The organism is Ferviditalea candida (genome assembly GCF_035282765.1).
GTDB lineage: Bacteria > Bacillota > Bacilli > Paenibacillales > KCTC-25726 > Ferviditalea > Ferviditalea candida.
Genome location: NZ_JAYJLD010000005.1, coordinates 75,881 through 90,582, shown reverse-complemented (window position 1 = coordinate 90,582; position 14,702 = coordinate 75,881). Strand labels below are relative to the sequence as shown.

The following is a 14,702-nucleotide window of genomic DNA, read 5'->3' as shown; positions in this document are numbered from 1 at the left end:
AGGGCTTCCGGTCATTTCAGAGTTTTATCCAATGCCATTGTAAAAGGACGCGCCTTGGACGATGCATCCGGGGGATAAAAGATCAGCAGCAGCGTTTCCGTATTCCGATCCATCGCGCCTTCCTGAAGCAGGCTCTCCAGGTTAAACGGCAGCCGTTCCATGACCGCATGCTTGTGCAGCTCTTTTTCAGTCAAGCCCAGTTCCGCGAACCCGCCGGACTGCTTGCCGGAAGGCTCCGGCAATCGTGAACCGGGCTCCGCAGCGGCGGGCTTGGACAAGCGCGGGTCGAACACCTCCTCAGGGTGCTCGGCCATCCGCCGCATGAATGCGATGAGCTCCTGTTTGTCCATCGAGAAGTCCCACCAAATTTTCCGCGGCTTATACTTATGCTGCATAAAATAGTCCAGCTTCATCAACCCTTCGGCCATATCTAAATTTCCGATTCCGCGATCCTTGAGGAAAGCGTGAAGCCTCACGAACAAATCCTCCAGCTGATGGCCGATTTTTTGCCAGCCCCGTTCTTCCCAATAGTCCCCAAACTCCTGAAAAAAATCAAAGGCCGATGTGAACTCATGCCCAATCAGAAAGTTCAGCGTATGATCCATCCGGTGCGCATTCCAATATTTTTCCAGGATATCCTCCACCCGCTTGATCCGCATCACATCGGAAAACGGCAGCACATGGTTGCCCAAAATCTCGTACGGCGAGTGGTCCATATAAATATATCCGTATCGCTCCGCATCATTGCGCAGCCCCGTCCCCCGAAGCATCTTCAGAAATCCGAGCTGCAGCTCCTCCGGACGCAAAGCAAACACATCATTGAACGTCCTGCGGAAGGACATATAATCCTCCTCCGGCAGCCCTGCGATCAGGTCCAGATGCTGTGCGATCTTGCCGCTCTCCTTGATTTTCGTCACCGTGCGGGACAGCTTGGCGAAATTTTGCCGCCTGCGGATCAGATCGTTGGTCAGCTCGTTCGTGGACTGAACTCCGATTTCAAAGCGGAAAATGCCTTCCGGCGCGCGCCCCGCCAAGAAATCAAGCACCTCCGGCCGCATGATGTCAGCGGTAATCTCAAATTGAAACACGCAGCCGCGGTGATTTTGAATCAGGAAATCGAAGATTTCCATGGCGTAATCCCGCTTGATATTGAACGTACGGTCGACAAATTTAATCAGCTTGGCGCCCGACTCGATCAAATAAAGCAAATCGGCTTTCGTCCGCTCGATGTCAAAATACCGGACGCCCACCTCAATGCTGGATAAGCAAAATTGGCAGCTGAACGGACAGCCCCGGCTCGTTTCAAAGTAAACGACCCGATTCGGCAGCTCCCGGACATCCTCCGGGAAGCGGTGCGGAGAAGGAATGTCCGGCAGGTCGAGCTTGGGCCTCGGCGGATTGATCACAATCTCTCCGTTTTTGCGATAGGCCGCTCCGAACACCATGTGAAACCTCCGACTGCCGCGGATTTCCCGAAGGAGATGGTCAAACGTCCCCTCCCCTTCTCCCGACACGATAAAATCCGCCTCGGGAATACGGCGCATCCACTCCTCCGTATCGTAGGACACTTCCGGTCCGCCCAGCACTACCGTCAGATCCGGCATGATTTTTTTGAGCATGCGGATGATCGGAATGGTTTCTTCGATGTTCCAGATGTAGCAGGAAAAGCCCAGCACATCCGGCTTGCGGCGATACAGGTCGGCGACAACGCTCATCACCGGGTCCTTAATCGTATATTCCGCGATATCGATGTCAAACTCGCGTCCGCTGTAGGCTTTCAAATAACGCAGCGCCAGAGCGGAATGAATGTATTTCGCGTTTAACGCAGCGACAACAACCTTCATCCATCAACAACCTCAATTTTCAGAGCCGCGCCAAAAAGTCACGGGAGCCCATTATTTTCAGTATCGTAACACTCAGAGACAACGCCGGAAACCGGCAGGATCGCTCCACGTCCATTTTACATATAAACAGGGCCGAACACAAAATAACCCGCCTATGGCGGGTTTCGTTCAAGGATTCAGGATATCGTGACGGATATCGTGTTCCAGTGGCAACGCTTCCAGCGGAAGCAAGTTATCAATTTCTCTGTGCACTTCCCGCGGTTCCAACCAGCGGCTTGTCTCGATCATTTTGGCTTCAACCAGCCGTTTTTTGTGGAGAAGCTGTTTCTCGTCCCCTTTTCCTTTGGCTTCCTTCAAAGATCTGCCGATATTCGCGCGTTCTTCCATCCATTTGACCAACTGGTACAAGATCATCATTCATTCCCCCTTTCTCACATGGTTTATAAGACCGCCTATGGAATCTCATCCGCACATATGGAATGTCAGTCCCTAAATTTACAATATATTCAAGAAAAGCATTCTCAATGTTATTTTTTATTTTACTTTTTTATACGCTGTGAGTCAGTGATTTGTTTCACATCTTTCCCCCGATTTCAAAATTTATTCAAATTTGCATGACTTTTTTTTAGCCCGTTCTGGATACATTGGCACTGGCCCGGCGTCGTCGCCGGCTCGCTGCCGATTCTTGCCGTCACCTTCTCGCTTTCCCGGTATTTGCGCCGTTACGATTCCTGATCATTCAAGCCTGTAACGGTTAACCGGTCTCCCGACGCCCCCGTACTGAATATCCAGCGAAACCTTGCCCGTTTTCTCAAGATAATCCAGGTAACGACGGGCGGTCACCCGGGCCACGCCGATCCCGTCGGCAACTTCTTCCGCGGACAAGGGCTTCTGGCGTTCCCCCATCAATCCGAGCACCTGCTTTAAGGTCAGAGCGTTCAGTCCCTTGGGCAGCTCAGCTGTATCGGGCTTCCTTTCTTCCAAGGCCGCAGGCCCGCTCTTGTGCAGAATGTGATCCAGGCGATCCTGCGAAATTTGCTGCTCTTTTTCCATCCCGAATTGAAACGCCCGGTAGTTTTCCAACGATTGCTTGACCCGCTCGAATTTGAACGGCTTGATGATGTAATCGAACACGCCCAGGCGCAGCAATCCTTGCACGGTGGATACATCTTTGGCCGCAGTAATCATGATCACATCGGTATTCAGCTGTTCACGGCGAATCTGGTTGAGGGTTTCCAACCCGTCCTGAACCGGCATGTAAATATCCAGAAAAACCAGATCCGGCTGAAGCCGGCGAATTAACTGCATGCCCTCCACACCGTCGGAGGCCGTTCCGACGATTTCATAGCCGTCCACCCGTTCGATAAACATGCGGTTCACTTCCTGGACCATCGGATCATCCTCTACCAGGACCACCCGAATGCGGCTGCTTGCCATCCCATCCCCCTCCCTTCATCGGAAACGTCAGAACGATGCTTGTCCCTTCTCCCGGCTTGGAATCACATTCGAACCGGCCCCTGCCCTTCTCGATCACTTTGCCGACCAGGTACAGGCCGATGCCGCGGGTATCCTTCTGTTTCGTGGAGAAGCCTTTGTCGAAAATCCGGCGCTGCGTTTCTTCATCCATGCCGCACCCGTTATCCTCCACAAGAATGGACAGTATTTCCTCATCCTGCTCGATGCTCACCAGCACTTCCTTGCCGTTGCGGTCTTGAACGGCCTGAAGCGCGTCAAACGCATTCTCGATCAGATTGCCCAAAACGATTACGAAATCGTGGTGATCCAGCCGCTCCGGGAAGCGTTCCAGATGGCTCCTTTTATCGATCACCACCCGAATCCCGAGCTCCTTCCCGCGGGCCACTTTACTCAACAACAGGCCGGAAAGGCTTTCATTGCGGATGTGGTCCGTCAGAAATCCCGTCAGCTCCCGCTGCTGCTCCGTGACCTGAAGCAAATAATCCAAAGCTTTTTCCGTCTGATCCAGCTGGAGCAGGCCGGCGATCGTGTGCAGCTTGTTCAGATGCTCGTGGTTCTGGACGCGAAGCGCATCCACAAACGCTTTGACTCCCGTCAATTCTTCCGCCATCCGCGCCGCTTCCGTACGGTCGCGGAAAATCGCCACGGCGCCGACCGTTTCCTGATTCACTTTAATCGGGATACGGCTGGACAACAACAGCATATTGCCTACAACCAGCTCCTGGTTCAATAAAGGCCCATTCTTCTCGAGGACCTCCGGCAGGCGGGTATCGGGAATCACATCGCCGATTCTCCGTCCCGTTACGTTCTCTTGGATGCCAAAAATTTGTCTGGCCTTATCATTCAAGATGGTAATCCTCTCCTCTTTGTCGATCGCCACCACACCTTCCTGAATGGCATGGAAAGCAGCGGTTCGCTCCACGAGGATTCTGGCGATTTCCTGAGGCTCCAGCTCGAACATCTGCCGTTTGATGTGCCTGGCCAGAAGCCATGAACCCCATACGCCGAAAAACAGCAGCAGCAGCGCGATAAAAGCGTATCCCCACATCTCCCGGATGACCGTGCCGATACCGGGAAGAACCCCTCCAGCCATGACTACGCCCACCTGAATATTCTTCTCGTTCATAATCGGCACATAGGCGCGAAGCGCCGGGCCCATCTCCCCTTTGACCTTGGAAAGATACGTGTGCTCCGCAAACGCCGGATCGGCATCCTTGCCTTCCAACGTTTGACCGATCCTTTGCCTGATCGGATGCGAGAGCCGAATCCGGTTCATATCCATAACGACGAGATAAGAAACCTCGTTGATCACCCGCAGCTTGTCCGCGATATCGTTGATCGCCTTCCTTTGTCGCGGATCCGGTTTTTCCAGGCTGTCCCGCACTTCAGGCAGCTCGGCAAGCGTACGTGCCGTGATCATGAGCCGCTGTCCGAGCTCATTTTCATGCAGCCGATTCATATTGCCCATCAGAATGATGCCGCCCATCACCAACGAAAACAGGACGATGCCGAACGACAGCAGCGTGATTTTCCCTTGGATTTTCAATTTTTTCAAGTTCATGGTGTCCACTTTCCCCGTTAAGCCGGTTTTGATAAGATAGGGTTTGTTCAGAAACATTATACAGATAAACGGCGAAAATCTGAATTTGCAATCTCCCCGCCGTCTATCGATTTCGACAGGAGCCTAGACATGAAATCATTTCTGACCATCTCCCTGTTTGTCATCATCGGTTTAATTACGGCCGTTCTCGTCGGTTTCAGGGAAAACCTGTTCGCCGAAAATATTCCGTACGATGCCGAACAGGAAGGACTCAACCAACAGATCATTATTAAATTCAGCCACGTGGTTGCGGAAAATACGCCCAAAGGGCTGGCCGCGCTCAAATTCGCTTCGATCGTCAAGGAAAAATCCGGCGGGCAAATCGAAGTCCAGGTTTTTCCCAACGGCATGCTGTACTCGGAAAGCCAGGGTATCGACGCGCTGCGGAACGGCGATATTCAGATGATCGCACCCGCCTTCTCGAACTTGTCTTTACTCATCCCGCAATGGCTGGCGATGGATCTGCCGTACGCCTTTCCCAATCAGAAGGCCGTGGAGGAAGCGTTCAACGGGGAAATCGGGGCCGAATTGTTCCGCACGCTGGAGAGCCGGAACATGAAAGGCCTGGCTTTCTGGAGCAACGGCTTCAAACAGATGACCAACAACCGCAATCCGCTGATTTCTCCGGAGGATTTCAAGCAGCTTAATTTTCGAATCATGCCCAGTGAAGTGATTGCCGCCCAATTCCGCTTGTTGGGGGCCCGTTCAACCCCTTTGGCCTTCAACGAGGTCTACCGCAGCCTGCTGACGGGCACGGTAGACGGTCAGGAGAACACAATCTCTAACATTTACACCAAGCGGCTGTACCAAACGCAAAACTATATGACGCTCAGCAATCATGGGTATCTCGGCTACGTCGTCATTATCAACAAACCGTTCTGGGAAGGCTTGCCGAAGCAAGCGCAGCGCATCATCCGCCAAGCGATGGAGGAAACGACCGCCTGGATGAACGACCAAGCTGTCAAAATGAACCAGGAGCAGCTTGAGCTGATCCGGCACAGCTCGGATATCAAGATCGACGAGCTCGACGCCGCCGAACGGGAGCAGTGGATTAAAGCATTGGAGCCGGTTTACCGGCAATTTGCGCCGATCATCGGAGAGCCGCTCACGAGCCGGATCCAGTCTCTGCGCAAAAAATATATCGAATCGGCGGATTGAGCGCGCCGTTGAAAGGGCTGCCCCATAGCAGGGGCTGCCCTTTTTGCGTGCATATGCAAACAATGGAAAGACCAAAATAAACAAAAAGATAAATATGACCAAATTCTTGTACAGTCACCCTATCGGCTCTAAACTAAGTACCAGCGTAAAACGTTTTCATCGCTGCATCAACAACATGAAAAAGGGGAGTTAAAAATTATGAAAAAGAAACTGGCTTCAGTGGTTTTGGCCGGCGTCATGGCGCTGTCCCTTGCCGCTTGCGGAGGCGCAACAGACAAACAAGCAGGGCCGCAAGCCGGTGATCAGGCAGCCGGACAAGGAGACCAAAAGAAAGAGCAAATCGTCATCAAATTTTCCCACGTAGTCGCGCCTGACAGCGTCAAAGGCAAGGCTGCCGACAAATTCGCCGAACTGGTTGCGCAGAAAACCGACAATAAGGTGAAGGTCGAGGTTTACCCGTCGTCCCAGCTGTATGGGGACAAGGATGAGCTGGATGCGCTTGTTGCCGGAAACGTGCAAATGATCGCTCCGTCGGTAACCAAGATGGTTAAGCTTGACCCACGCTGGCAGTATGTAGATATGCCGTTCCTGTTCAAGGACGAGGAGCATGCGAAAAAATTCTTTGACAGCGACGCCGCAAAAAGCCTGTTGAACGGACAAGCCCTGCAGGACAACGATATTTTGGGATTGGCGTTCTGGGAAAACGGCTTCAAGCAATTTGTCAACAGCAAGCATCCGCTGAAAACGCCCGAGGATTTCAAAGGCTTGAAATTCAGGGTGCAAGCCGGCAAGGTGCTGGAATCCCAGTTCAAATCTCTGGGGGCCGGTTCCGCCACCATTCCCTTCGGTGAGACTTATGCCGCTCTTCAGCAAGGCACGGTAGACGGCACGGAGAACACCTTCAACAACATTGACACGCAAAAGTATCAGGAAGTGCAAAAATACATGACCGTCAGCAACCATGGACGTCTCGACTATGCCATTTTCGTGAACAAACCGTTCTGGGAAAGCATGCCTGCCGACATTCGCGCAAAAGTGGAAGAAGCGTTGAAGGAAGCAACCGACTATGAACTGCAAATGGCTGCCGCGGAAAACCAGACCAGCTACGACAAACTAAAGCAAGCCGGAAAATTGGAAATTTATGAGCTGAGCGATGCGGACAAAGCCCAATTCGAAAAATTGATGGAGCCGGTTTACAGCGAATTCAGCAATGTTATTACGCCTGAATTGATCGACGCCATCAAAAACTTGAAGTAAACGCGGTCTGAGCTTGCTTTAATCCGATCGATGATCGATCCGGTTCATATGTTTTGCCGACCGACTGGGCACTATACTCATAGTGCCCATTTTTTCTAAAGGAGGGTTCGGAATGAAAGCATGGAAAAAAGCCTGGGCATTGCTCGAGGACATTTCAGCAGGCACATTCTTCTCCGCAGGTATCGCCCTGATCTTTTACGGCGTGCTGATGCGGTATGTGTTCAATTCCCCCAAAGCATGGGTCGAGGAAGTATCCAGCTATCTGGTCATCTGGGGAGCGCTGCTGGGAATTTCAGTTGCGCTGAGAAACGACCATCACATCCAAATCGATATGCTGTACGACAAGCTTCCCGCTTCAGCCAAACGCTGGGTCGATCTGTTCGCCAATTTTGTCGGCATCTTGTTCAGCGTATTTTATGCCTATTACGGTTATCTGCTCGTCGCCAAAAGGTATACCTCCGGCATGGTATCAATGGATGTCGGCATTCCGATGTGGATCGTGTACTTGATCCTTCCCATTTCGGGAATTCTTTTTTTGCTTCGCTTCATCGAACGGTTCGTGCATCATGTGAAGGGCAAGGGGGATGTTCATGCTGACCGTTCTGCTTTTTAGCATTTTTCTCGTTTTGATGATTTTGCGGGTGCCCATCGCCATTGCCCTTGCTCTTTCGACAGTCGTCGTGCTGTTCCAGACGAACTTTAATATGAATATGGTGCCGCAGCGGATTTTCACCGCTCTGGATTCTTTCCCGCTCATGGCCATTCCCGGCTTCGTGCTGGCAGGAGTCATGCTGGCGAGAGGCGGCATTTCAAAATATCTGATCGAAGCGCTCCGCAAATGGATCGGGCACATTCCCGGCGGTTTGTCGATCGTGACAATTTTGTCGTCCATGCTGTTTGCCGCCATATCAGGCTCCAGCCCGGCCACTGCGGCGGCGATCGGCTCGATCATGATCCCGGCCATGGTCAGCGCAGGCTACGACAAGAAGTACGCCATGGGTCTGGTGGCCGCGTCCGGTACGCTTGGCATCCTGATTCCCCCCAGCATTCCTCTCATCATCTACGGAATCACCTCTGAGGTGTCGATCGGCAAGCTGTTCATGGCCGGCATCCTGCCCGGCCTGATGCTGGGGAGCGTTCTGGTGGGCTCAGCCATCTATTATGCGCGCAAATACGGTTACGGGCGCGATCAAAAATCGTCCATGGGCGTACGGATGAAGGCCTCGTTGAAGGCGGTTTGGGGAGCGTTCCTGCCGATTCTTATCCTTGGCAGCATCTATACCGGCGCGGCAACGCCTACGGAATCGGCTGTTATCGCGGTCGTTTATGCGCTGATCATATCCGTCTTCGTTTATCGGGAGCTGAAATGGAAGGATATCCGCCCCATCCTGGTGGAGTCGATCAACATCACCTCCATGATTTTTCTGATCATCGGCGCAGCCAGCCTGTTCGGCCTGTACCTGACCAACGCCCAGGTTCCGCAAGCGGTCGGAGCATGGATCGCCGAAAGCGACATGAACAAATGGGTATTTTTCATCATCGTCAATTTGCTGTTTTTCGTGATGGGAACATTCCTCGAAGCCGTTTCGATCATTCTGATCACGCTGCCGATCCTGCTGCCGATCCTGAAGCATCTCGGCATTGATCTGATTCATTTTGCCATCGTCATGACGGTCAACATGGAGTTGGCCATGATCACGCCGCCCGTAGGGCTGAATCTGTTCGTGGTCAGCGGCATCGCCAAGGAAAAGCTGGGGGCGGTCGTGCGAGGCGTATTTCCATTCATCATCCTGTTCATCATCGTGCTGGCGCTGTTCGTCATCTTCCCGCAAATCTCGCTGTATTTGCCGGATCGCATGATGCAGTAAAGCGGGTTAGGTGCACACCAGCGCAGCGGGTTAAGTCCGGTCCGGCGGCTCCATACCGCGGTGCTGTCGGGTCTGCCTGGCTTGCGGACGCCATAAGCCCCGAAGGGGCCGCGAGACTGAGAGGCTTGGGCTTGGGGTTTCGTGCGTCGGGGCTAAGGGATTGCTGGACCGCAACCCTTAAATCGGTCTGTTAAAGCAAGCGCAAATGTGATCTGCCAGCCCCGGAAGCCTCTGTAGCGAGCTTTCGGGATTCTGTTTTTTTAACCTTTTAAAAAATTTTGGAGCTCGGTTGTATCTTCTTCGTACTGTGATACTCTCCCGGTGAGTTTGTCATGAAACCCCATCACTGATAGTTATCCGTTTGAGATGCTTGAGCAATTGACCGATTGGGAAGAGAATACCTGCGATTGTATATCTTTTTATGTCCGAGCGCATCCTCCATTTGTTTTTCCTGCAAAATTGCAGGCTTTTTTCCCGATGGAGCTGCCGGGGCTCCCGCTATTTTCCGTCGTTCTTCAGAAGCACGAGAAACGTCTCGGGACCGGTCGGCTTCGTACTGCCGCCCTTCGGTTCCTGACTGACCGCCAAATGATCCGCCAGCCGGATTCGCACACCATGCGCATACAGATGCGCACGGCTGCCTTGCCAACGCATGATCCCTCCGCTCAACGGATGATGAGCGGTGATAAACCAGGCCTGATAGTCCTTGCTATCGTCGGGCCGAAGTCCTTCCACCATGATCAGCACTTCATCGGTAACCTGATTGACCCATATGTATCCCCTGACCTCCGGATTCTCCGGCCGAATGATCGGGTACTGTACGGTTCGCGGATTCAGAACCACATGCAAATGCTTGCCGATTTCATCCGGCGCGTGAAGAATGTCCGGCTGGGAACCGGCATTTCCGTGCCTTACAACAAGCATGCCCGGGACGAATCCCGCTGTTTCATCCCTTGCAGCAAGCACGCCCGGAACAGATTCCGCCGTTCCGCTTCGTGCGGGAAAGAAAGCGGCCGTTCGGCCTTGTCCGGGAAAAGATCCGGCCATTTGATCCCGCAAAGTGACGGCTCCGTTCATTCCGTTGTATCCGGAATCCCCCCCGATCGCAACCAAAGCCGGTGCAGGAGGATGACCCCTCAAGGACAATAAACCGAGCACGAGCAGGAAAGCGGCAAATGTTCCGGACAAAGCAAATCCCGCTCCCGATCGGTCGCGTAACCATGCAAATCCCTGTCCGGGCGGAAATCTGCGCCAGTACAACCAACCTGGAACAAACCGAATTCCGGACAGGCTGTATCTGCGCAAAAACCGATTTTGCAGCTTGTATTTCACTGCAGCGGAAGGAAACGGAAAAGAACCGTCCGCCAATATCAGCCGCTCCCATTCCCGGTACAGCTCCCCGCACCGTCCGCACTGCGAAATATGCCACTGAAGCGGACTTATGCGGTCCGCCGGGAGCCGCCCCAGCATCAGATCGACCACTTCTTCTTCTCTCCATCCGCAACGGCTAATCATGCTCTTTGAACCCCACGGTGGGCTCCAGCCAACCCAACTGGTTAAATTGTTTTCGCAAATTGTTTATCCCGTAGCGAATCAAGGATTTAACCGTGCCGAGCGGATAATTCAGTTTCTCCGACAATTCTTTCTGCGTTTTCGACTCAAAATACTTGCCGTACAATGCTGTTCGCTGAGAGGACGGAATCCGCTCCAGCGCCGCTCTCAACTGCTCTTTCTCCATGTGCCGTAGCACAGATTCCCCGATCGGATCAGCCGTCCCGTCCGGCTGCCCGATCCGCGAGGTTTCCAATTGCTCGCAAACCATCCTTCTTTTTTTTCGAAGCCAATCCAAGGTCCGGCTCCTCGTCTTGACCGCCAGCCACGATTCCACGCTGCCGCGGGAAGGGTCGAATTCGTCAATTTTGCGAAAAACCTCCAGAAAAACGTCATGGCAGATATCCTCCGCCTCCATTTGCTCCTTTGTCATTTTCAAAGCGATATGATAAACCAGCGATGCGTATTTTTCATAAAAAAGATCAAACGCCTCCATGGATCCTTGCTTCAGCTCGTGCAGCAAACCCGCTGCCCGCTCCGTATCACCCGGCAATTCCACAGTTATCTGCTGTCCGGTCATCATTTCACCCGCTTTCCCGCTTTTCATCTTTTATTTTTGATCATTCTCCCGGTGTTGAGAATAGTACTCGGCGAGTTTTTATCTGACCTTAAGGATTTTTTTATCTGAATTTAATAAATCCAACCTGGAACAAGCACCGTACTCCAAATGTAAATGTAAAGATTATACATAATGGGAGGTTGTCAAAAGATGCGGTTAAGGAGGATGCTGTTCGGTCTTCTGCTGACTTTCGGACTGGTTGCGGGGAATTTGCTGGGCGGGGCGCAGATTTACGCGGCAGGCGGGATTTCGTTGTATACGCCGTTTACGGACATTTCAGTGACTCCCGGGCAAACGGTAACGTTCTCCATCGACGTCATCAACAATTCGGCTAGCATTCAAGACGTTCCCCTGAATGTGGAAGGAATACCCGGAAATTGGACGAACCATCTCACTTACGGCAGTTATGCCGTGCATAAAATTGCCGTCAAGCCGAACGACAGCAAATCCGTCGATCTCGATGTGGAAGTGCCGTTGGCCGTCAACAAAGGGGACTACCCGTTCCGCGTCACTGCGGGAGATTATGCACTGCAGCTAAACGTCAATGTCTCCGAACAGGGAACCTACAATTCGGAGCTGAACGTCAATCAACCGAACATGCAGGGTCACTCCGATTCCACCTTCAGTTTCACGTCTTCTTTGAAAAACCGGACGGCCGACAAGCAGGATTATGCGCTTAGCGCCGACGCCCCCAAAGGGTGGGATGTGCAATTCAGCAGCCTGGGGAAAAATGTGACTTCAGTCAGCGTGGACAAAAATTCCGCGCAGGATATCTCGATCGACATCCATCCGCCCGCACAGGTGAAAGCGGGCACGTATGATATTCCGATTCACGCGGCGACCACCTCCAGCTCGGCCGATACGAAACTGGAGGTCGTGATCACCGGCACATACGGAATCGAGCTGACGACGCCGTCCGGTGTGCTGAGTACGGATATTACCGCAGGGGGCACACGGAATGTCGACCTGAAGGTGGTCAACAAAGGATCGGCCGACCTCAAAAACATCCAGCTGTCCGCCTCCACACCCGCGAATTGGGAAGTGACGTTTGATCAAAAAGAACTCAAGGCGCTTTCCGCAGGAAAATCCGCAAACGTAACGGCCACGATCAAAGCGGACAGCAAAGCGATTGCCGGCGATTATCAGCTGAACTTCACCGCTTCAACACCGGAAACCTCGTCGGACGCCCAGTTTCGGATTACGGTCCAAACCTCAATGCTCTGGGGCTGGATCGGCATTCTGATCATCGGGATGGTGTTTGTCGGGATCTACTACTTATTCCGCACCTACGGGAGGCGGTAGCCGTGAGCAAGCCCGTGATTGAGCTTGTCAGCCTGACGAAAACATACGGCCTCCACACAGCGGTCGATCAGCTCACCCTGTCGATCCGCAAAGGAGAAATTTTTGGCCTGTTGGGCCCCAACGGCGCCGGAAAATCAACAACGATCCTGATGATGCTGGGGTTGACCGAACCGACTTCGGGACAGGTCCGCGTGCTTGGCATCGATTCCACCCGGCAGCCGATCAACGTCAAAAAAAAGGTGGGATATCTGCCTGATGATGTGGGATTTTATGAGGATTTAACCGGACTTGAAAATTTGATCTACACCGCAAGGCTGAACAGAATCGGTGTCACAGAGGCGCATCGGAGGGCGGAGTCGCTGTTGGCCCGGGTCGGGCTGAGCGAAGCCGCGCACAAAAAAGCAGGGGCATACTCCCGCGGGATGCGGCAGCGGTTGGGATTGGCCGATGTGCTGATCAAACAACCGGAAATCATCATTCTCGACGAACCGACGCTCGGCATTGATCCTGAGGGGGTTCGCGAGCTGCTCGACCTGATTCAGCGGTTAAGCCGGAATGACGGCATCACCGTACTGCTGTCTTCCCATCACCTGCACCAGGTGCAGCAAATCTGCGACCGTGTCGGGCTGTTTGTGCAGGGCAAATTGCTGGCGGAGGGCAGCATCGAAACATTGGCCGCCAAGCTGCAGCTCGACAAATTCGTTACGCTGGAGCTTGGCGTCAAGCCGCTCACAGAGGAATTGCTGCGCAGCCTGCAGAATATGCCGGAGATTCTGCGGATCGAACTGCGGAACGGCCTGCTTCAATTGGGATGCACTCAGGACATCACCGGTGTACTGGCAAAAATGATTTTTGATTCGGGAAGCACGCTGGTGCATCTGCATAAAAAACAAATCGGTCTGGATGAAATTTACCATCGATACTTCGAAGGGAGGGAGACGGTTGGAACGGCGGTTCGACATTAAAGCATGGTTCGGGCTCGGTGAACGGGAAAAGGTACGTCCCAAAGGCAAGGCCCGCATATATGGAAACGAAGCAGAGAACGCAAGCGCACGAATTACGCATCCGTTCTGGGTAATCGTGGAAAAGGAGTCTGCCGACTTCATCAGCAGCTGGCGCTCCATCATCCTGATCGGGATCTTGGCCTTGACATGCATCGGTTCGCTCTATACCGCAATCTCCAATATCCGCAGCGCGGCGCCCGGCAACAACGATCTGAATTCCTTCGTCTTTCTGAAGCTGTTTACCGTATCGGACGGAACCATGCCGGCTTTCATCACCTTCGTCAGCTTTCTCGGTCCGCTGATCGGCATCGGCTTGGGCTTTGACGCGGTCAACTCGGAGCGCAACAAGGGTACGCTGTCGCGGATCATGTCGCAGCCGATTCACCGCGATTATGTCCTCAACGCCAAATTCACTGCGGCGATCCTCGTGATCGGCATCATGTTCCTCGGCCTTGGCTTTATGGTCATGGGTCTTGGACTGATTGCCATCGGCATTCCGCCAGCGCCGGAGGAATTTCTGCGGATGCTGTTCTTCCTCATATTGAGCATCTTCTATGTGGCGTTCTGGCTCAACCTGTCGATTTTGTTCTCGGTCCGCTTCCGCCAGCCCGCCACGTCGGCACTGTCCAGCATCGCCATCTGGCTGTTTTTCACCGTATTCTACCCGATGATCGTGAATCTGATTGCCAATGCCATGGCCCCGGCAAATACGGCGGACGTACAGCAGGTCATCAGCTACGAGCAGTTTATTCAATTCCTGATGCGCCTGTCGCCCAGCCAGCTGTTCCAGGAAGCGACATCGACGCTGCTGATCCCGTCGATCCGTTCCTTGGGTCCGCTCACCGTGGAGCAGGCCTACGGCGCCATTCCCAGTCCGCTCCCGCTCTCTCAGAGCCTGCTGCTGGTGTGGCCGCAGCTGACCGGCTTGATTGCGGCGACCCTGATCTGCTTCGCCGTATCCTATGCTTGGTTCATGCGGCAGGAAATCCGTTCAAGGTAAGGCAATAAGCTTACTTAATGCTA

At 53.2% G+C, this 14,702-nt stretch carries 13 protein-coding genes; 7 read left to right on the top strand and 6 right to left on the bottom strand.

Annotated elements, in window-relative coordinates:
• Positions 1-11: 11 nt before the first annotated feature.
• From VF724_RS05060 to VF724_RS05045, 4 genes are all read right to left on the bottom strand, one after another.
• Complete coding sequence (locus tag VF724_RS05060; protein ID WP_371753136.1) at positions 12-1,844, bottom strand: B12-binding domain-containing radical SAM protein; 1,833 nt, start codon at positions 1,842-1,844, stop codon at positions 12-14.
• Positions 1,845-2,012: 168 nt separating this feature from the next.
• Positions 2,013-2,261 (bottom strand): hypothetical protein, encoded by a 249-nt coding sequence (locus VF724_RS05055; RefSeq protein ID WP_371753135.1) that lies wholly within the window; start codon positions 2,259-2,261, stop codon positions 2,013-2,015.
• Positions 2,262-2,579: 318 nt separating this feature from the next.
• On the bottom strand, positions 2,580-3,281 hold the full coding sequence (locus VF724_RS05050) for a response regulator (RefSeq protein ID WP_371753134.1): 702 nt from the start codon (positions 3,279-3,281) through the stop codon (positions 2,580-2,582).
• Positions 3,241-4,881 (bottom strand): ATP-binding protein, encoded by a 1,641-nt coding sequence (locus VF724_RS05045; protein WP_371753133.1) that lies wholly within the window; start codon positions 4,879-4,881, stop codon positions 3,241-3,243. The genes VF724_RS05050 and VF724_RS05045 overlap by 41 nt, the downstream gene beginning before the upstream one ends.
• 129 nt (positions 4,882-5,010) lie before the next feature.
• On the opposite strand from VF724_RS05045, the gene VF724_RS05040 reads away from it, so the two are divergent.
• From VF724_RS05040 to VF724_RS05025, 4 genes are all read left to right on the top strand, one after another.
• Positions 5,011-6,078, top strand: a complete 1,068-nt coding sequence (locus VF724_RS05040; RefSeq protein ID WP_371753132.1) for a DctP family TRAP transporter solute-binding subunit — start codon at positions 5,011-5,013, stop codon at positions 6,076-6,078.
• Between the two features lie 198 nt (positions 6,079-6,276).
• On the top strand, positions 6,277-7,335 hold the full coding sequence (locus VF724_RS05035) for a TRAP transporter substrate-binding protein (protein ID WP_371753131.1): 1,059 nt from the start codon (positions 6,277-6,279) through the stop codon (positions 7,333-7,335).
• Between the two features lie 112 nt (positions 7,336-7,447).
• Positions 7,448-7,948, top strand: a complete 501-nt coding sequence (locus VF724_RS05030) for a TRAP transporter small permease (protein ID WP_371753130.1) — start codon at positions 7,448-7,450, stop codon at positions 7,946-7,948.
• Positions 7,926-9,203, top strand: coding sequence for a TRAP transporter large permease (locus VF724_RS05025; protein ID WP_371753129.1), 1,278 nt, complete (start codon positions 7,926-7,928; stop codon positions 9,201-9,203). The genes VF724_RS05030 and VF724_RS05025 overlap by 23 nt, the downstream gene beginning before the upstream one ends.
• Positions 9,204-9,701: 498 nt before the next feature.
• On the opposite strand, the gene VF724_RS05020 is transcribed toward VF724_RS05025, so the two are convergent.
• Both VF724_RS05020 and VF724_RS05015 read right to left on the bottom strand, forming a co-directional pair.
• Entirely contained in the window at positions 9,702-10,718 is a 1,017-nt protein-coding gene (locus tag VF724_RS05020; protein WP_371753128.1) for an anti-sigma factor, read from the bottom strand.
• Positions 10,711-11,334, bottom strand: a complete 624-nt coding sequence (locus VF724_RS05015) for an RNA polymerase sigma factor (RefSeq protein ID WP_371753127.1) — start codon at positions 11,332-11,334, stop codon at positions 10,711-10,713. Before VF724_RS05015 ends, VF724_RS05020 begins: the two co-directional genes overlap by 8 nt.
• Positions 11,335-11,523: 189 nt before the next feature.
• On the opposite strand from VF724_RS05015, the gene VF724_RS05010 reads away from it, so the two are divergent.
• Genes VF724_RS05010 through VF724_RS05000 form a run of 3 tightly spaced genes read left to right on the top strand, consistent with a single transcriptional unit; the run spans position 11,524 to position 14,679 of the window.
• Positions 11,524-12,675, top strand: coding sequence for an NEW3 domain-containing protein (locus VF724_RS05010; protein WP_371753126.1), 1,152 nt, complete (start codon positions 11,524-11,526; stop codon positions 12,673-12,675).
• 2 nt (positions 12,676-12,677) lie between these two features.
• Positions 12,678-13,640, top strand: coding sequence for an ABC transporter ATP-binding protein (locus VF724_RS05005; protein WP_371753125.1), 963 nt, complete (start codon positions 12,678-12,680; stop codon positions 13,638-13,640).
• The gene (locus VF724_RS05000; RefSeq protein ID WP_371753124.1) at positions 13,618-14,679 is read left to right on the top strand and encodes an ABC transporter permease; all 1,062 of its coding nucleotides are present in this window, start codon (positions 13,618-13,620) and stop codon (positions 14,677-14,679) included. Before VF724_RS05005 ends, VF724_RS05000 begins: the two co-directional genes overlap by 23 nt.
• Positions 14,680-14,702: the final 23 nt, after the last annotated feature.